General features: G+C 35.0%; 17 protein-coding genes. 16 read left to right on the top strand and 1 reads right to left on the bottom strand.

Annotated features, from left to right (window positions below; genetic code table 11):
* Nucleotides 1-20: 20 nt before the first annotated feature.
* Nucleotides 21-677 carry a transglutaminase-like cysteine peptidase gene (locus MTF64_RS09020; protein ID WP_248451172.1) on the bottom strand — a complete coding sequence of 219 codons (657 nt, stop codon included), beginning with the start codon at nt 675-677 and terminating at the stop codon, nt 21-23.
* A 284-nt stretch (nt 678-961) separates the two neighbouring features.
* On the opposite strand from MTF64_RS09020, the gene galU reads away from it, so the two are divergent.
* The 16 genes from galU (at nt 962) to MTF64_RS09100 (ending at nt 18,981) form a co-directional block, all read left to right on the top strand.
* Nucleotides 962-1,849 carry a UTP--glucose-1-phosphate uridylyltransferase GalU gene (gene galU, locus MTF64_RS09025; RefSeq protein ID WP_096739757.1) on the top strand — a complete coding sequence of 296 codons (888 nt, stop codon included), beginning with the start codon at nt 962-964 and terminating at the stop codon, nt 1,847-1,849.
* 49 nt (nt 1,850-1,898) lie between these two features.
* Complete coding sequence (locus MTF64_RS09030; RefSeq protein WP_248451173.1) at nt 1,899-3,104, top strand: O-antigen ligase family protein; 1,206 nt, start codon at nt 1,899-1,901, stop codon at nt 3,102-3,104.
* Nucleotides 3,097-4,074, top strand: coding sequence for an NAD(P)-dependent oxidoreductase (locus MTF64_RS09035; protein WP_248451174.1), 978 nt, complete (start codon nt 3,097-3,099; stop codon nt 4,072-4,074). The genes MTF64_RS09030 and MTF64_RS09035 overlap by 8 nt, the downstream gene beginning before the upstream one ends.
* Before the next feature lie 12 nt (nt 4,075-4,086).
* Entirely contained in the window at nt 4,087-4,980 is an 894-nt protein-coding gene (locus tag MTF64_RS09040; protein WP_138577736.1) for a glycosyltransferase family 2 protein, read from the top strand.
* A 51-nt stretch (nt 4,981-5,031) separates the two neighbouring features.
* Entirely contained in the window at nt 5,032-5,946 is a 915-nt protein-coding gene (locus tag MTF64_RS09045; protein WP_004587718.1) for a glycosyltransferase, read from the top strand.
* 18 nt (nt 5,947-5,964) lie between these two features.
* Nucleotides 5,965-6,876 (top strand): glycosyltransferase family A protein, encoded by a 912-nt coding sequence (locus MTF64_RS09050; protein WP_248451175.1) that lies wholly within the window; start codon nt 5,965-5,967, stop codon nt 6,874-6,876.
* Complete coding sequence (locus MTF64_RS09055; RefSeq protein WP_248451176.1) at nt 6,873-7,685, top strand: glycoside hydrolase family 16 protein; 813 nt, start codon at nt 6,873-6,875, stop codon at nt 7,683-7,685. Before MTF64_RS09050 ends, MTF64_RS09055 begins: the two co-directional genes overlap by 4 nt.
* Before the next feature lie 69 nt (nt 7,686-7,754).
* A complete protein-coding gene (locus tag MTF64_RS09060; protein WP_248451177.1) occupies nt 7,755-8,924 on the top strand; it encodes a glycosyltransferase in 1,170 nt (389 codons plus the stop codon).
* 50 nt (nt 8,925-8,974) lie between these two features.
* Nucleotides 8,975-9,931: a glycosyltransferase family 2 protein gene (locus MTF64_RS09065; RefSeq protein ID WP_248451178.1), complete on the top strand. Its 957-nt coding sequence runs from the start codon at nt 8,975-8,977 to the stop codon at nt 9,929-9,931.
* Entirely contained in the window at nt 9,928-11,403 is a 1,476-nt protein-coding gene (locus MTF64_RS09070; protein ID WP_096739748.1) for an oligosaccharide flippase family protein, read from the top strand. Before MTF64_RS09065 ends, MTF64_RS09070 begins: the two co-directional genes overlap by 4 nt.
* A 1-nt stretch (nt 11,404) precedes the next feature.
* Entirely contained in the window at nt 11,405-12,286 is an 882-nt protein-coding gene (locus tag MTF64_RS09075; RefSeq protein ID WP_096739747.1) for a polysaccharide pyruvyl transferase family protein, read from the top strand.
* 51 nt (nt 12,287-12,337) lie between these two features.
* On the top strand, nt 12,338-13,330 hold the full coding sequence (locus MTF64_RS09080) for a glycosyltransferase family A protein (RefSeq protein ID WP_248451179.1): 993 nt from the start codon (nt 12,338-12,340) through the stop codon (nt 13,328-13,330).
* 294 nt (nt 13,331-13,624) lie between these two features.
* Complete coding sequence (locus MTF64_RS09085) at nt 13,625-15,028, top strand: undecaprenyl-phosphate glucose phosphotransferase (RefSeq protein ID WP_248451180.1); 1,404 nt, start codon at nt 13,625-13,627, stop codon at nt 15,026-15,028.
* The gene (locus tag MTF64_RS09090; protein ID WP_096739744.1) at nt 15,012-16,229 is read left to right on the top strand and encodes an outer membrane beta-barrel protein; all 1,218 of its coding nucleotides are present in this window, start codon (nt 15,012-15,014) and stop codon (nt 16,227-16,229) included. Before MTF64_RS09085 ends, MTF64_RS09090 begins: the two co-directional genes overlap by 17 nt.
* Nucleotides 16,226-16,744 (top strand): polysaccharide biosynthesis/export family protein, encoded by a 519-nt coding sequence (locus MTF64_RS09095; RefSeq protein WP_096739743.1) that lies wholly within the window; start codon nt 16,226-16,228, stop codon nt 16,742-16,744. The genes MTF64_RS09090 and MTF64_RS09095 overlap by 4 nt, the downstream gene beginning before the upstream one ends.
* Nucleotides 16,745-16,767: 23 nt before the next feature.
* Nucleotides 16,768-18,981 (top strand): polysaccharide biosynthesis tyrosine autokinase, encoded by a 2,214-nt coding sequence (locus MTF64_RS09100; protein WP_096739742.1) that lies wholly within the window; start codon nt 16,768-16,770, stop codon nt 18,979-18,981.
* Nucleotides 18,982-18,987 lie beyond the last annotated feature (6 nt).

Here is an 18,987-nt window from a genome sequence, read left to right on the forward strand (position 1 = left end):
ATAGTTCCTTTAACGTTATTCTATATGGGAGCAAGCTCACCTTGTTCAATTCGCTCTAGCATTGTATTCCAAGCAGATACACCACGGCTGTTTTTTACTTTGTTACCTAACCCCTTCGATTTAGCTAACCATAAACCTTGGCCATTAAAGCTGTATATTGGCGTTAAGTCGGTACGTTGAGTTGCTGGTAGTAATTTTGTATTGAAGTTTCCTAGCACATAAGGAATTTGCTTTGGCTGCTCAATATAAATTAAAACCATATGGGGTTGGTTAAGCTCCTTATGACGAACATACATTAACCGAATTTTATCTTCAGGAATACCTAAAGCGAGTAACGTAAAGTATTTCGCAATTACATAGTCTTCACAATCACCCATGCCAGTGCCAAGGCTTTCAAGTGGTGTTGCCCAATAATCAGCTTTCTGCCAAAGAGCTTGATCAGACTTGTATTTAATCTTTTCATTAAAAAAGTCATTCACAAGATGTATTTTTTTCCATTCATTTTTGTTGATAGCGTCATCTATAAAACTTAACCAGCTTTTAATACGTGCGTGTCCTTGGCTACCATACTGTTGCTGGGCAAATGAAATTATATCGTTATTACGCAAATTCGTAAGCATATCTTGGGAGTGCACAATAAAAGATGATACGAATAAAACACAAAAAATGAAGCGCACTACTATTCCCTTTTGAAGCATTCCTTTAAAAATGAGCTTTAGTATAGTTGCATTAACATTAAAAAGGTAGATAGTATAAAAGTATTGGAAGCACTAATTTAGTGCGTAAAAGTTTAATTTGTTGCAACATAAATTTAACAAAAAAACAGTTAAAAAGGATGTTTTTTTGGTTGAGTAGATTGTTTGGGCGTGTATACTGTAAGACACATAGGGTATGTGAGAACGTTAATGGGCTTTGCTTTGCGAGATCTTTTTTTGTTCTATATAAGATAAAAGGAATTAATGTGAAAGTTTTAAAAGCTGTTCTACCTGTTGCTGGCCTTGGTACACGTATGCTACCAGCCACTAAAGCTATTCCTAAGGAAATGCTCCCCTTGGTAGACAAACCACTCATTCAATATGTGGTAAATGAGGCAGTTGCTGCCGGTATAAAAGAAATAGTTTTAGTCACCCACGCCTCCAAAAATTCAATTGAAAATCACTTTGATACGAGTTTTGAGCTTGAAGCCACTCTAGAAGCGCGTGTGAAGCGTAGTCTTTTAGAGGAAGTACGCTCAATAGTACCAAAAGATGTAACGGTAATTTCTGTTCGTCAATCTGCCCCTTTAGGGTTAGGCCATGCCGTGCTTGCTGCGCGCCCAATCGTAGGAAATAGCCCCTTTGCAGTGATGCTCCCCGATGTAATTATTGATAAATATAAATCTAATCCAAAAACTGACAACTTAAGCCAAATGATCGACCGCTTTGATAAAACAGGCCATAACCAAGTTATGGTAGAGCCTGTACCGCAAGAGCAAGTTCACCAATATGGAGTGGTTGATTTAGCGGGTAAAAAAATAAAAGCCGGCGAGAATGCAGTTATAAAAAACATGATTGAAAAACCAAATAATGATCAAGCACCAAGTAATCTAGCGATTACTGGGCGCTATGTCGTGTCAGAAATAATTTGGGATTTACTTGAATACACACCACCCGGAGCAGGTGGAGAAATACAGCTAACAGACGCACTACTTCAACTTCGTCACTTAGAAACATTAGAGGCTTATCATCTAAAAGGGAAGTCACACGACTGTGGTTCTAAGTTAGGTTATATGTTGGCAAACGTTGAATATGCGATGAAATCAAGCCAATTGGGAGAAGCATTTACAAAGGAAGTGAAAGCACTCTTATAAAATGTAATGAGTAAAAAGCTACATAGCGAGTTCATCATTTTAAGTTTTTATGTTTATAAAAAAAGATCATTTATACGCCTCATTTTGGGGGGCCCTAGCTGTTGGTGCATTGTTATTTAATACGATGTTTGGCGCGTTTGCGGCTTTAACTTTTTTAATAGCTGGGACTGCTTATGCTGCATCAGGCATCAACTTTACCCTGAGAGTATGTAAAAAAAATTGGGAGTTGTTTTTAATACCAGCTTTATGCTTATTATCTGTTATTTGGTCAGATATTCCAGCAACGGCATTGCGGGCAAATATACAGCTTTTACTCACTACAATTTTCGCAGTTGTCATAGCTAGTCGCTTGGGGCTTAACTTATTTTTAAGGGCTGGCGCGTTTATTATGTTAATTGCTATGGTGATGAGTTTAGTTTCATCTCGCACTGCTCTAAATGGTATGACAGGTGAAATAAGTTTAATTGGTATTTTTGGAAGTAAAAACTATTTAGCTGCAAATACTTCTATGTGCATTGCATTAGCACTTACCTTATCGCTCAATAAAACGATTGATAGGTCCAGTCGTATATTAGGGGTTGTGCTATTAATTACTTCGACTTTAGTTTTAATTAAAGCTAAGTCATTAGGCGCAATGGTGTTTGTATTAGGTAGTATATTAATTTGTATTGTAATTATTTATTACCAAAATTTAGCTTTAAATAAGTTCACTAGAGGAAAACTGAACTGGAGTATCTTGTTAGTTTTTTTAACCGGTATGTTCCTTTTAGTCTATTCACTTATCAATGGCAGTTTTAATGAACTTATGTATAGCATTGGTAAAGATCCAACTTTAACAGGTCGCACACACTTATGGGCAAGAGGGATATCACTTATACAGGAAAATCCATTACTTGGAGTGGGTTTCCAGAGCTTATTTTATGTTGGAAATAATATAGCCGAAGATATATGGGCACTCCACCATGTCCCCTCTGGAGCAGGGTTTAATTTCCATAATATGTATGTAGATATGGGCGTTGAACTTGGCCTAGTTGGTTTGTTTCTTTACTTATATTTAATAAAGCTATTCATAAGTAGGATATTTGATTTACGAAACATTGCTTTTGGGAGTTCACATTTTTTTGCCATTTTAGTTTTAAGCTATATGTTTTTACAAACTTTTTTAGAAGCTGTTTGGTTTGAGCAGTTCACAGTTATTCATTTTTTTATGTGTGTATCTTGGGTTTATTTAAAGGAAGATGAGCGTTATGAGTAAAGAAATACCTAAAGGTGTAATTATATTTGGTGGCTCAGGTTTTATAGGCACACACCTTATTGATAAGCTTCTTATACAAGGTTGTACAACTATTATCTCTGTGGACATAAAAGAGCCAAAATCCCCACGCAAAGGGGTGAATTATATTGTAGCTGATGTGAGGGACTTATCATCATTAGAGCTATTCAATAACATCGATAAAATTTATAACTTTGCGGCGATCCACATGACACCAGGCCATGAACATCATGAATACTATGAAACAAACATCTGTGGAGCACTTGAAGTATGTAAGTATGCTGAAAGAGCGGGTATCAAAAATATAATTTTTACTAGCTCAATTTCAGTTTATGGTCCGGGCGAAGATCAAAAAACAGAAGAAACCGAATTACAGCCTACATCATCTTACGGATACTCGAAAATGATAGCAGAGAAAGTTCATAAAGAATGGCTTAATAAAAACTCTGCAATTAATAAGTTAGTGATAGTGCGGCCTGCAGTAGTCTTTGGGCCTGGAGAAGGGGGTAACTTTACGCGCCTAGCGACTTTACTTAGTAAGGGTTTTTTTATTTATCCGGGCAGGAAAAATACAATAAAAGCATGCATTTATGTAGATGATTTAATTGAAGCCATTAGCTTTGCTGAAGATCAAAGACAGACATTAATAACATTTAATGGAGCATACCATCAAGGTTATACACTTGAAGATATAATAGATATTTTTCAGGCTAACCACTTTTCAGACGTAAAAACAGTAATGCTACCAAAATTTATTGTGCTCGGGGTGGCTAAAGCTTTGCGTTTATTTAATGCGTTTAACATTGGAATTCACCCCGAGCGGGTAATGAAGTTAGTTAAATCAACAGACGTTTACCCTGGGTGGTTAGTATCTAAAGGTAAAAAGTTCGATGGTGGTGTAGAGGTCGCTTTAAGCAAGTGGTCATCCTCTACAGATGGAAAGTTTAATTAATAGGATCTCTCTATGGATATTTGCGTGGCAATTTGTACTTATAAACGAGATAGCCTTAAAGAGACTCTATATTCTATCTCAAAGCAATGCTTGCCAAGAGAAATAACGCTAAAAGTGCTTATAGCCGATAATGATAAGACCGATAAAGCAAGAGCTAAAATAGAGGGGTGGGCAGAAGAGTTTGGGTTGCGCTTAATTTATATCCATGCCCCTTCTCAAAATATCTCTATTGCAAGAAATGCGTGTTTAGACAATGCAGATAGTAATTGGTTGGCATGTATAGATGATGATGAAGTGGCTTCCATTAATTGGCTCTCAAACTTATATAAAAAAGCGCAGCAGGAAAAAGTAGCGGTAGTATGTGGACCTGTTAAAGCGATATATGACGACAGTGCGCCTAGCTGGATGAAAATATGTGATTTTCATTCTCAACAACCAGTTTTTGTTAAAGGGGTAATAAAAACAACTTCTACAGCAAATGCTCTGATTAACTTAAAGCACCAAGCTTGTAAGGGGTTGAGGTTTGATCTTGCTTTAGGTAAATCAGGCGGAGAAGATAGTAGCTTTTTTTCTTATGTTTATTCTAATGGTGGATGCTTTGCATTCGCAAAAGATGCATTGGTTACTGAAGATGTACCGCCTGAACGTGCCAACCTGATGTGGTTATTAAAAAGGAAGTTCAGGTTTGGACAAACATGCGGCGCACGTCTAATAACTAAAAATATCAGTGTACTAGATAAAATAAAATACAGCACTTTAGCTAGCTGTAAATTTTCATTTTGTATACTAATGTGCCTACTTTCAATACTAGGTAAAAACAAAAAATATCATTGGCTCCTTAGAGGCACGCTTCATGTTGGGGTGCTTGCAAAACTGTTTGGTAAAAAAGAAATAATTCAGTATTAGATAGTGATAAAGGGAGTATGTATTCAATGGATAACTGCAATAGGTTACTAGATGAAAGCTGATTTAAAAGTATCAGTTGTTATTGCTGCTTGGAATTCAGAAAAATTTATTAGCAAAGCAATAGATTCGGCGCTTCAACAAAAGGTTTCTCTTGAGGTTATCGTTGTTGATGATTTTTCAAGCGATAACACCTGTGAGGTTGTTGAGAATTATCGCGATGAGCGGGTTAGGTTAATCAAATCGAATAGCAATGGGGGGCCAGGTTATGCACGTAATATTGGATTTGAAGCTGCAAAAGGTAAGTGGATCGCAATTTTAGACTCTGATGATTATTTCTTACCTAATAGATTGAGCGAAATGCTTAATTCTGAAGATGATGCTACAGATATTCTTATAGATAATTTTTATATGTGCCGTGAGGGAGAGCAGGCGCTATCTCCTTTTTACACTAATGATGAACTCAAAACAGGCAACTTATCCTTAGCAGAATTTATAAGCGGGAATGCAGATTTCATGGGTAAAAAAACCACAGGTTACGTAAAGCCTCTTTTTTTAAAATCGTTTTTAGTAAAAACAAAAGTGGAATACTGGCCTGAAGTTCGAATTGGTGAGGATTACTACTTTTTAGCATCGTGTTTAGCGGCTAATGCAGTAGCAAAAGTTTTAGACTTTTTCGGGTATGTATACACCATTAGAGGCGACTCCATTTCTGGCCAGTTAACTGAAGGGCATATTTCAAGGTTTCAGTGGGGCGATAGAAAATTTGTAGAGATGTATGAACTTAATAAAAGTGAAAATGCAGCTCTTAAAATAAGAAATAGAAACTTATCAAACACTAAAGCTTATATTTTGCTTGTAAAATCAATAAAGCGTAAAAAGATTTTAAAATCACTTTCTATTGCAGTTATAAACCCAACAGCTTGCAGGCTGCTATGGTTACCAATACGTAAACGCTTATTAAGTTAAGAAAACAGGGAGAGTAATTTGAGAGTATTAGTAGCCGTGTTAACAACAGGAAGTAGAATCGCGACTTTCGAGCAATGTATTTTAAGTATCCTTGAACAAAGCTACATTAGCAGCATAGAGCTAAGTATATTAATTGTTGAAAATAATTCCGAATTGACTCAAGTAGTTAATAGCAGCGTGAGTAAGTTTACTAACAATAAAAAAATTAATCTAATACACGTTTTAGAAACTAAACAAGGGATACCGTTTGCAAGGAATAATGCACTAAATTATGCACAAAATAACCAGTACGACTACTTGGCGTTTATTGATGACGATGCTTATGCAGATAAAAACTGGCTGAACTTACTGTGTGATAAAGCGAAGGGCTATGATGTAGTTGCAGGCCCCCAAAAAGCCATATTTCCCAAAGGCACTCATAAATATTTTAACTTAGCCCGTTTGTACCACGAGCGTAAATTAAGGGATGGTGTGATGGTGAAATGGGCTGCTACCAATAATATCTTGATTAATGTTAATACACTTAAAAAACTGAATCTTAGCTTCAACGAGTCGCTTATTCACGGTGGAGAAGATAAAGAGCTCTTTTTGAGGTTAACAGCATGTGGTGGCAAAATTAAGTGGGTTAATAATGCAATAGTTCAAGAACATATCGTTATTGAACGCTTAACAACTAAATGGGCTTTACGTCGCTGCTTTAGAATGGGTGCTACAGGCTTTAAAATTGAAAGCTGTAATAAGACTTTCTTAGGAGCACTTTTTACTTGCTGCTTTAAAGGGGCTGCTTATTTGGCAAAAGGTTTACTTTCATTTTTGCCGTACTTTATTAGTTCGAAGCATACATGTTTAGATAGTTTATGTGACTTATCCCACGGTGTTGGTTTTTTTTATGGGCTCTTCTCCGGTGGTAATGTTAGGAGCTACGCGTGAAAATACACTTATTTTACTTCTTTTGCTTACAGGCTTTCTCTTGGCCACTCTATGCACAAGAGTACAATCAGTTAGTGTGGAGTGATGAGTTTAACAGCGATGGCCTACCTGCTAGTGAAAAGTGGGGGTACGAACAAGGCTATGTACGAAATGGTGAAAAACAGTTGTATGTAGCAAACAACCTTCATAACGCAAGAGTTAAAGATGGAATTTTAATAATTGAGGCAAGGAAGTTGGAGAGTGTAGAAACTAGTCTATTGGATGAATTATTTGACTCTCCAAAACCTATGTATACATCTGCTAGTTTATCTACACGTAATTTGCATTCATGGACGAATGCAAAAATTGAAGTACGTGCTAAATTACCCCATGGCATTGGAGTTTGGCCTGCAATATGGCTACTTGGAGTCGATAAGCAAGGCAAAGGCTGGCCAGCTAAAGGCGAAATAGACATGATGGAATATGTTGGTTACCAAAAAGATAAAGTGCATATAGCTCTGCATACTAAGATAAGAAATCACCAGAATAAAAAAGCGATAAATAAGGGGTTTACATTAAAAAATCTCTTATCTGAATATCATATATATGCTGTTGAAAAATATTCTAATGTTATTAAGTTTTTTATAGATGATAAGCTAGTTTTTAGTTATGAAAAAGAAGATGATAATACCGAATCATGGCCTTTTGATGAGCCGATGTATTTAATAATTAACTTAGCAATTGGTGGTTCTTGGGGAGGAAAACATGGAATTGATGATTCTATATTTCCTCAGCAGTTTTTAATAGATTATGTCAGGGTTTATCAGTAGGAATGTAATTGATAAAGTTTTGACTTTGATGCTTTTATATAAAAGCAAAGCAATGGATGGTAATGAGTGATGGTGATATTTTTTATTTCGGTATTTATTTTATTATATATATATGTTTTTTTTCCTTTAATCATATACATTTTTGGTGCTGTTAAAAAAGAGTATGTAAATACCACATTTACAGCTAATGATAAGAGTATTGTTATTGTCGTACCAGCTCATAACGAAGAATCAGTGATCAGCAAAAAAATCGAAAACCACTTGGCTTTAGATTACGATAAAGCGAGCTATAAAGTACTAGTAATATCAGATACGTCAACAGATCAAACTGTTTCAATAACCAAAAGTTATGTAGATAAATATCCTGGAAGAGTCGAATTATTTGAAGTAAGTGATGGCTTGGGGAAAACTAACGCAATCAATAAAGCTTTAGCTGGTGTTGAATGTGATTTTTTAGTTTTTTCCGACGCTAATGTTTATTTGAAAAAAGATGCATTATTGCAAATTTCAAAGTGCTATAAAGACGACGAAGTAGGTGGGGTTGCAGGTCAATTAATTTATACAAACGATGATCTTGAAGGAGCAGCACAAAGTAATGGCTTGTATTGGAAATACGAAGAAATGATTAAAAAATCAGAGTCTTTATCTGGCTCAATGATGGGTGCAGATGGCTCTATTTTTTCTATAAGAACAAGCTTATTAAGAGAGCTTCCAGTGCATGTGCTTGATGACTTCTGCTCGTCTATGGGCGTTATCAATCAGGGTTATAAGCTAAAGTTTGATGATACTATAGTTGCTTATGAAAAAGGTGCTGAAAGTACCGCAGAAGAATTCCCGAGAAAAATCAGAATTAGTAATCGCTCTTATAATAGCTATAAGCATTTACGATCAGAATGTTTAAATACTTTGTCGCTTTTTAATTTATGGAAGCTTTACTCACATAAAGTATTACGTTGGTATAGTTTATTATTTATGGTGTTGGCATTAGTTTCTAATGTGTATTTAGCGATTTTTGAGAGTGGTTATTTATTTAAAGTAATCTTAATAGCGCAAGTCTCGTTTTATATAATGGCTGTATTATCTTGGTTTGAAAAATTTCCTAAAGTGCCTGTTGTTTCAAAAATAGCTGCCATTGCAGAATACTTTACTATGGCGAATATTGCTGCGGGTATTGGTATATTACAGTCAATTACAGGTAAAAAAACGGTTACTTGGAAAAAAGCAAATTCTACAAGGTGAATATACGTTGTAAAGGCTAACAGTGTAAAAGTTAACAATAGGGATATATTTTGTCTGAGAACGATACTATAGCAGTTATTATTGCTGCTTATAATGCAGAAAAAACAATTACTAGAGCAGTAGAATCAGTAGTCAATGATAAATTTGTTAACCAAGTGATAGTTGTTGATGATTGCTCTACAGATAACACAATGCAAGTTTTAACCTGTTTAAATGCTAAGTTCTCTAAAGTAAGTATCTTTTCTACTGAAGTGAATAGTGGTCCCGGGAAGGCACGTAATATTGCCCTTTCTAGGGCGACTTCAAAATGGGTTACTGTGTTAGATTCTGATGATTACATTGAAACTGGTCGTTATGAAAAACTATTAGCTTATAGTGAAGGCGAAGACTTAATTGCTGATGATAAGTTTCGTATAAATGAAACTGACCCGCTAGCACGTAAAACAAAGATGCTTGGAGACAGGCAGGACTTTCCGGCAATAATATCTTTATCAGATTTTATTGAATCAAACATTACTAAAAAAGGTGAGTTTAGAAAAGAGCTCGGGTTTATAAAACCAATCATAAAGCGTCAGTTTTTAGAAAAATACAATTTAAGCTACCAAGAAAATATGCGTCTTGGTGAAGATTATGAGTTCTATTGCCGCTGCTTAATTTTGGGCGCAAAACTGAAGTTAATTGAAGCATCTGGCTATGTAGCTGTTGTTAGAGAAAATTCCCTCTCTGGCAACCATAGTAAAACTGATTTAATTCATTTAAGAGATTGTGACTACGCACTTGCAAAAATAAAAAGTTTATCGAGCAAAGAAAGAAAGTTACTACTACGTCACGCTAAAAGTATTAATATGAAAATTCAATGGATTTGCTTTTATTCATCTATAAAAAATAAGCGCTATAAAACAACAATTAAATCTATTACTAATTCCTTTTCAGCTTTTATTTTTATTTTAAAAAATTTAAGGACTCAGTTTTTCATTCGCGTAGTTAAAAGAAGATTAAATAAGTGAGCATAAATAAATCTTATGGAATTCTTTGGCTATTTGTCAGTAAGTTTTTTCCGCCAATAATTAATTTTGCTGTATTTACGTATTCAGCACGTATTTTAGCTCCAGAAGATTTCGGTCTAATCGCATTCTCACTGTCAATTATTTATATATCTAGTAGTTTTATGCCTGTTGGCTGGCGTGAATCGATAATAAAATACCAAATAGATGATACCTTAACGATTAGTAGTATTTTTTGGCTCCACTTTTTTGTTTCAATAATATTGGTGCTACTAATACTCGCTTTTTGTTTAGTTTCATTCTTCGACTTCCAGACAGAAATATTCAATATCGCTTTATCAATATTTTGCCTAAAACTAATTTTTGATGGGCTTTATGCTACATTAAATATAGTGCTTTTGAAGGAACAAAAGTATGCACATTTAGCTTTAAGAACATTTTTTTCAGGAGTTTTATCAGCTACTATAATAATAACATTACTTGTTTTAGATTATGGTATATGGGCATTAATTTGGTCACAGGTGGTGCTGTCCATTTTCAACTTTTTAGTAGTGTACATTCCAACCAGAGATAAAGTGAAATTTATATTCAAGTTTAATTGTATTATTAAGCTTAATTCATTTGCTATATATACCACTTTAACAAATGGCCTTACTTTTGCTTTAAGTCATTATGAGTCACTAATTATTGGTAGTATATTAGGTAATAGACAGCTTGGTTTTTACAGTGTGGCAAAAAGGTTATCTACTATAATGAATGAGGTTTTTATTGGTACAGTCTCAGAAGTTAGCTTCCCCATATTGGCGAAAACGCAAGCACAGAATGGCAACCTTAAAAAAGGTTTTTTAAACTCTGTTTATTTTTCAGTTTTGCTTCTATATCCTATTTTTATTTTTTTACTTGCATATTCAACTGATATTTTTGTTGTCTTATTTACAGAGAAATGGATTGAATCTGTATTAATATTTAAAGCGTTTTGTATCGTTTACATGATTGTGATATTAGGTATCCCACAGAAAAATATTATTTTATTAACCAACAATGCTAAATGGTGGTTTAAATTACAGCTAAAGTTGTCTTTAATCATAGTGCCGTTAACCACAATAAGTTTATTTTGGGGGCTTAATTACTTTTTAGCCGCTTTGATACTTGGAAAGTTAACCTATTGCAGTGCATCAATGGCGCGTTCTTGTAAATTATTAAATATAACTATTAGTGAATATCTTACAAGTCTTACATCACCTGTTATCTGTGCTGTCATAAGTATATTACTAACACTAAGTTTAAGTAACATCTTTTATTTAGGGACAACAATTTTAGAAATAGTTATAGAAGGGTTATTCTTTATAGTTATCTATTTCACATTAATGTACCTCTTTGACGGAGGTAAACTGACCTCAAGCGCCTTAAGTATTTTTCCAAAAAACAAAATTATTTTAAAATTAGCACATAAACAAAATTATAAGGAAATTTGAAGTGAAATTAACCTATTTTTCAGGTCACGTACCTAACTTCGGTGATGAGCTAAATAAATATATGTGGGATTCGCTAGTTTCACCTAGCTTTTTTGATGAAGACGACTCAAAGCTATTTTTAGGTATTGGCTCTATTTTGTGGGATTACTTACCTAAGAAACCAAAAAAAATAGTGATGGGCTCAGGTTATGGTGGTTATACCCCAAAACCAGACGTCCATGATAGCAGTTGGGATATTGCGTTTGTAAGAGGGCCAAGGACTGCTGCAGCTTTAAATATAAACCCTTCTTTAGCAATTACCGATGCCGCAATATTAACGCACTTTATGCAGCTACCTAAACAGAGTAAAAAGTATAAGGTTAGTTTTATGCCGCATTATGAAAGCATAACCCGTGGAAATTGGCAGGAAGTTTGTACACATGCGGGCATAAATTTTATAGATCCTACAAACCCTGATGTTTTATTTTCCTTAAGTGAAATAGACAAAACTGAATTACTTATTACTGAAGCAATGCATGGGACTATTTTAGCTGACACATTAAGGGTACCTTGGGTTGCACTAAAGCCAATACTTCCGATACACCATAATAAATGGTTCGACTGGGCTGAATCACTGGATATAAATTTAGAGTTTAGCCAAATGCCAAGTTCATCTATCAAGGACTCATGGTCTCAAATGACCGGTAAGCTAGGGGCTGGTAAACGAAGTAGACAATTCGCTAAAGTTTTGAGTTTTACAGACAAATATTACATTGATAATGCCAGCGATAAATTGTTGAAGTTAGCTAAAACGGGTGGCCAGTTGAGTGATGATAAAATATTTGAGTTAAAAGCTGATATGGCTTTGAGTAAGTTATCACAGTATTGTGATTTAATAATATAAAATTAGTATTAAAATAGAATTCATATGGGCTGTAATATAAAGGAATATATAATGGATATAGTAAATGTAGGAGTTGTTATTCCTTTTTATCAAAAAGAAAATGGACTTTTATTCAATGCGCTGAATTCAATTTTTAAGCAAAAAGTTGTCGGTGTAAAATTCATAATTACTATCGTAGATGATGGTTCACCTATTAAAGCACTAAGTGAAGTTAATGAGTTAATATTACCTCAAAACTGTACTCTAAAGGTTATCGAGCAACATAACCAAGGTCCTGCTGCGGCTAGGAACCGAGCCCTTGATTATCTAAGTGAACAGAATATATCAGTGGTTTCATTTTTAGATTCAGATGATTGTTGGGTAGACTTTCATATAGAGACTGCAATCAAAGCATTGTGTGCAGACAATGCTGATTTTTATTTTTCAGATCATAGTCGCTTTGACTCTGAGCATTCTTTATTTAAAGAAGTTGGCTGTTTTAATGATTTTGATAGAGCTTGCAAAGAATACAATATCCATATAGAAAAAGAGCTTGCAATACTCAGTGGTGAGGATTGTTTTAGCTTGTTTCTAAAATATTATATAAGCCAAACTTCAAGTGTAGTGTATAAATTTGATAACCTCAAAGATCACCGTTTTGATGAGTCATTACTTAGTGCAGGAGAGGATTATTTTCTTTGGTTACAGCTGGTAAATAGCTCTAATAAGGTTGTATTTTCTTTTAAAAAAGGTGTTTATTGTGGTAGAGGAGTGAACATATTTTTTGATTCATTTGACTGGTCAAAGAAAGAAGCTGCAAGCAGGATCGGGTACGAAGCTTTATTTTATAGAAAAATCTATACGCACTTTAATTTAAATTGTAACCAGAAAAAAATTGTTAAATCTAATGTTTCTCGACTTGAAGAACAATATTCATATTTATTAGTAAAGCATGTAATTACTGGTAAAGGTTTAAATAAAGGGTTGTTGATTAAAATATTTAGGACGAGTCCAGCTACCTTAATTTTATTACCCCTAAGGTTATTTAACTTTATATTAAAATGAAAATGTGATTTTTAATATAATATGGTGGCAGGCTCTGGGTAAGGTGAAGAAGTTTTGTTTGTACAACGTTTATAAATATTAGTTTATTTCAAGCTAAATAGAATTTTGAATGAAAGATTTGTTTAACTTTGTTTAGCTTAGTTTATATTTATTTTTATTTTGTATGTTTGCTGATTTATTTTTTTAATTCACGTATAACTGGATTGTATTATTGAATCTTTGAATATACTCATATAACATAATTTACGCTTTTGTAAGCATTCTCACTTCAAGATATCTATAAGGATTAATAGTATGACATCTTCAAGGACATTTAAACCAACTGGCTCTTCAGATGCTAATTTTTATCGGTTATTCGACATTTTTGCATTATTTATTGCTTTTCAATTCTCTGTTTTATTCTACGGAATTGACCTTACTCCTATATACATGGTTACTGCATTAACAGTAGCATTGAGTTTTTTATATTTCGCTGAAATTTTATCTGCATACAGGTCATGGCGTGCAGGGAAGTTTAGAACCATGGTAATGTGTGCTTGTGGGGCTTTATTTATCTCATTCTCATTTCTACTTTTAGTTTCTTTTATATTTAAATTCTCCGACTCGCTTTCTAGAATAGGCCTCGGGTTATGGTTTCTTCTAAGTGTAACATTTATGTATGGTTGGCGGCTGGCAGCATATTTATTTAAAAGAAATAGGAGAAAGTTAGGGATCAATTTACGTAACGTTGCAATTGTTGGGGCTACTGAGTCAGCCGTTCACCTATATAATGAGATCAACAAAAATGATGAATTAGGATTCAGGTTCTTAGGCTTTTACGACGACCGAAAACCAGAGCGTTTATTTGAGAACTCGATTAAATACGAAGTGTCAGGGAAAGTGCAAGATGCTGTAAGTGCTGCCCGCAATGGGGATATAGGTGTTTTATATATTGCACTACCAATGAAAGCAGATAAGCGAATTGCTGATATATTGTTACAGTTGGGCGACACTACGGTTGATGTACATATTATTCCAGATTTTTTAGTTTCTAACTTGATACACGCGCGAATTGAACATGTTGGAGAGCTTGATACACTAAGTGTGTTTGAATCTCCCTTTATAGGAGCACGAGAGTTTATCAAGCGCACTGAAGACATAGTAGTTGCGGTGTTGATTTTGATGCTTATTTCTCCTTTGCTAATTGCTCTAGCACTAGCAGTAAAACTAACATCTCAAGGACCTGTTATTTTTAAACAAGATCGCTATGGCCTCGATGGCAGAAAGATAAAGGTATGGAAGTTTCGCTCTATGAGTGTTACAGAAAACAGTGATGTGGTTACTCAAGCTAAAAGAAATGATGCTCGTATCACGCCACTGGGCAGCTTTTTACGTCGTACTAGTTTAGATGAGCTTCCCCAATTTATAAATGTATTAAAAGGCGATATGTCTATCGTAGGGCCTCGGCCTCACGCTGTTGCGCATAATGAGGAATATCGTAAAAAAGTAGAGTTTTATATGTTACGTCACAAAGCTAAGCCTGGTATTACAGGTTGGGCACAAATAAATGGCTGGCGAGGCGAAACTGATACCCTAAATAAAATGGAAAAACGTATTGAATTTGACCTCCACTATATTAAACATTGGTCGCTTTGGTTAGATATAAAAATTATTTTTATGACAATTTTTAAAGGGTTCAAAAATGCAAATGCATATTAAAACACTTTTATTTGTAGTTACCTTTTTCAACCTGTTTTTAGCTTTGCCTGCAATTGCTAGCTTTTCACATGGTAGTATTATAACTGAAAGTGGAGTCAAAATAACACCGACCATTCAGACCGGCTTCAGCAGTGATAATAACTTTTTCAGTACGCCAGAAGATGAAAAGTCACGCTTAATTTGGACTTTTGAGCCAAATTTAAAAGCTGCAATTGAAGACGGGCCTGATAGCTATAAATTAGATATCGGCACGTATAGCGCATTACATAATAAAGATTCGCTCGATAATTATACCCAAGTAAATATTGGAACAGCTATTCATAAAGAGTTTACCAGTAAACAGCGTCTTGATATGAAAGGTAATATAGATTGGCTATATGAAAAGAGGGGTCGTGGTTTAACAGAAGGTCTTGGTGATGATATTGATGAGTTAGTTAAGTATCAATTGAAAAATGCTTCTGCTCGTTACGAATATGGTGCGCAAAGCGCCAAAGCGTTAATTGCATTTGAGGGGGGGTATTTTAGTAAAGAATATCAAAATTTTAGAGAGCTCTCACAATATCGCGACTACGATAAATATTTAGTTGGTATTACTGGTTATTATAATACTCAAGCAGCTACTCGAATGTTTATAGAGGCTAAACAAGAAAACTATCGTTATGACGTATTAGCCAGTAGTGGTGTAACGAGAGATAGCAACGACCTGAAAATTCTTGGAGGCATACAGTGGGACGCTTCAGCAATAACTTCAGGAACATTCAAGTTAGGCTATCAGAATAAAGACTTTGAAGCTAATGAGCGTGAGAGTTTTAGTGGTTTAAGCTGGGAGGCTTCTGTCAGTTGGAAACCGCTTAGTTATTCTACGCTGCAATTAAGAACCAGTCGTTCAGCAAAGGATCCTCTTGTGCAAGGGGATTATATTAAAGAAAGTCTATATGGTGTGGACTGGAGTCATGATTGGAGCAATAAACTAAGCTCACTTGCTAGAGTTAGTTATATGAATGAACAGTATACAGGAAACATTGGCCGAGAAGATAAAACTAAAAATCTTCGCTTGGGTATAAGTTATATGGCAAATAAATTTGGTATGGTTTCCACATACGTAGACTTTGTTGATAAAAACTCTAGTCAATATTTAATTGAATATGACAGAGTAACTGTAGGAATTAATTTTACATTTGCATTAAAGGCTAATAAATGAAGTTTGTTTTTTTTTTAGTACTATCTCTAGTTTGTAATGTTTGCTTTGCCCAAAGTGACAAAAATTATGTCTTAGGTGCTGGTGATAAAGTAGAAATTAAGGTATTCGGCGAACCTGACTTAACGGTGACAGCACTCCTTGGCAATAGCGGGGAGGTTAATTATCCGTTTTTAGGAAAAGTAACGCTTTCAGGACTTAATACCTCAGAGGTTGAACATGTAATTGCTAAAGGTTTACGCCCAGATTATCTAGTTAACCCCAATGTTTATGTACAAGTAATTCAGTACAGACCCTTCTATATTCATGGTGAAGTTAAAAATCCTGGTGCTTACCCTTATCAACCTGCTATGACTGTGAATCAAGCTATAGCGCTTGCTGGCGGCTTAACTGAGCGAGCATCTGTCGATAAAATTTTTATATTTAAAGAGCAAACAAAACAGCAGCAACAAAAGGGAAATTTAAACAGCCAAATTGCAGCGGGCGATACAATTAAAATAGAACAACGCTTGTTTTAAAGCAGTTTACAAGGCAGTAATGAATGAACGAAATAAATGAAAAAAATAATAATGAAGATATTATTGATTTAGGCTCCTATTTAAAAGTCGTTATGCGTGCAAAATGGCGCATTATGAGTTTTGCTAGTGTGATTACTTTGCTCACGATCATGATAACTTTCACTTTAGTACCAAAATATATTGCAACAGCTACGCTACTTATTGAGGCTGAACAAGCTAAGGCAGTTAGCTTTGAAGAAATATATGGACTCGACTCTAATCAAAAAGAATACTACCTCACACAATTTGAAGTAATAAAGTCAGATAGTATCGCTCGCGAAGTTATCCGCAAGCTTGAGTTAAAAAGCCATCCAGACTTTATAGCTAAGCCTAGCGCTTTCAATCAATTAAAGACACTAATAAAACAAGAGTTAAAACCATATTTACCCATTAATAAAAAAGAAGCCACTATTTACTCGTCTGATGAGCAAGCCGAACGTGAAATGCTAAGCTTATTAGGGGCTTTTAAATCACGCTTGTCAGTATCTCCAATTCGAAATACACAGTTGGTACGTGTCAGCTTTGAATCGAGCGACCCTAAGTTAGCAGCACTGGTGGCCAATACTGTTGGGCAAGTGTATATAGATAGTCAAATGCGAGCTAAAATGGGAATCACACAGCAGGCTTCCAGTTGGTTGAACACCCGATTATCTCAATTACGTATTCAGTTAGATGACTCTGAAGTACGTCTGCAAGCTTACCGTGAGCAGCAAGAGCTAGTGGATATTGAAGGTATAGCTGGGCTTGCAACACAAGAGCTAGAACAAATATCACAGCAATTAATAGTTGCTCGTAATGAAAAAAATAATTTACAAAGTATCAATCGAGTAATTAGTGAATATGGCAATAATAATTTAGAGTTATTAGGAAGTATGCCTGAAATTACTTCGCACCAAGTCATACAAAATGTAAAACGAGACGTTGTTATTGTTGAGAGAAAGCTAAGTGAATTAGGTGAAGTGTATGGGCCAAAGCACCCTAAAATAATCTCCGCAAAAGCAGAACTTGCTACCGTTAAGAGTAACCTCAATAAGCAAATTAAAGGGCTTGTTACTGGTATTGAAAAGGAACTCAATCGTATAACGCGTACAGTAAGCGCACTTGAGCGTGATTTGATAAAAATACGCGCTGAATACCAAGACATCACTCGTAAAGAAACAAAATATAATCAATTAAAACGTGAGGTAGAGACTAACCGCAATATATTTAACACGTTTTTATCTCGTTCGAAAGAAACTGAAGTTACAAGCGATTTTAGCTCGGCTGCCGCTCGCTTTACAGATAAAGCATACGCTCCGAACAGTCCATCAAAACCGAATAAAAAATTAATTATTATTTTATCTTTTGTTGGTAGCTTTTGTTTTGCTGCTGTAATGAGTTTTGTATTTGATGCGTTAAACGATACTGTAAAAACAAAAAGTGATGTAGAAGATAAAATTGCTCAGCGCATGTTAGGCTTACTACCTCATGTGAAAACACCTAGGAAAAGTACTTTTCCTATTCATGCATATTTAGATGAAAAATACAGACTTTTTGCTGAATCAGTTCGTACTTTTCGTACAAGCTTACTGTTAACTCAGCTTGATCGTGAACTTAAAGTAATTGCAATCACGTCAAGCACTCCCGGTGAAGGTAAAACCACGACCTCAGCTAATTTAGCAATGTCATTAGCGCAGATGGGTAAAGTGTTATTAATTGATGCGGATTTACGTAAACCAAGTATCGCGAAGCGCTTTGATATCCCTGTATTCCACCCCGGCTTGAGTAACTTAATAGTAGGTACAGAGCATTTTAGCGAGTGTGTACATGTAGATGGGCAGTCTGGTGTGGCTATTATGCCGAGCGGACAAATTCCAGCTAATCCGCTTGAGCTTTTATCTAGCCAACGTTTTAATGAAGTGCTTGAGGTATTAAAAACAAAATATGACCACATAATAATTGATACTCCACCAACACAAGCGGTAAGTGATGCTTTAGTAATTGCTAAAAGTTCTGACTCCGTTATTTACGTTGTTAAATCTGATGTTACACGCATCAAACCAATTAAGGCTGGGGTTGAGCGTTTATTTGAAGCTAAGGCCCATGTTGCTGGAATAGTATTAAACCAAGTTGATATTAGTAAAAGAAAAGATGAGCACAGCCATGGGTATTACGATTATTACGATTATTCGCAAAAGCCAGCTCAATCAAGTTCTTAGTAGGTG

The organism is Pseudoalteromonas sp. 2CM41L, assembly GCF_023161905.1.
GTDB classification, from domain to species: domain Bacteria; phylum Pseudomonadota; class Gammaproteobacteria; order Enterobacterales; family Alteromonadaceae; genus Pseudoalteromonas; species Pseudoalteromonas atlantica.

Excerpts from the sequence above, each read along its gene's own strand:
- MTF64_RS09030 (WP_248451173.1), top strand. The coding sequence starts at position 1,899 with ATGTTTATAAAAAAAGATCATTTATACGCCTCATTTTGGGGGGCCCTA.
- MTF64_RS09035 (WP_248451174.1), top strand. The coding sequence starts at position 3,097 with ATGAGTAAAGAAATACCTAAAGGTGTAATTATATTTGGTGGCTCAGGT.
- MTF64_RS09040 (WP_138577736.1), top strand. The coding sequence starts at position 4,087 with ATGGATATTTGCGTGGCAATTTGTACTTATAAACGAGATAGCCTTAAA.
- MTF64_RS09045 (WP_004587718.1), top strand. The coding sequence starts at position 5,032 with ATGAAAGCTGATTTAAAAGTATCAGTTGTTATTGCTGCTTGGAATTCA.
- MTF64_RS09060 (WP_248451177.1), top strand. The coding sequence starts at position 7,755 with ATGGTGATATTTTTTATTTCGGTATTTATTTTATTATATATATATGTT.
- MTF64_RS09080 (WP_248451179.1), top strand. The coding sequence starts at position 12,338 with ATGGATATAGTAAATGTAGGAGTTGTTATTCCTTTTTATCAAAAAGAA.
- MTF64_RS09085 (WP_248451180.1), top strand. The coding sequence starts at position 13,625 with ATGACATCTTCAAGGACATTTAAACCAACTGGCTCTTCAGATGCTAAT.
- MTF64_RS09090 (WP_096739744.1), top strand. The coding sequence starts at position 15,012 with ATGCAAATGCATATTAAAACACTTTTATTTGTAGTTACCTTTTTCAAC.
- MTF64_RS09095 (WP_096739743.1), top strand. The coding sequence starts at position 16,226 with ATGAAGTTTGTTTTTTTTTTAGTACTATCTCTAGTTTGTAATGTTTGC.
- MTF64_RS09100 (WP_096739742.1), top strand. The coding sequence starts at position 16,768 with ATGAACGAAATAAATGAAAAAAATAATAATGAAGATATTATTGATTTA.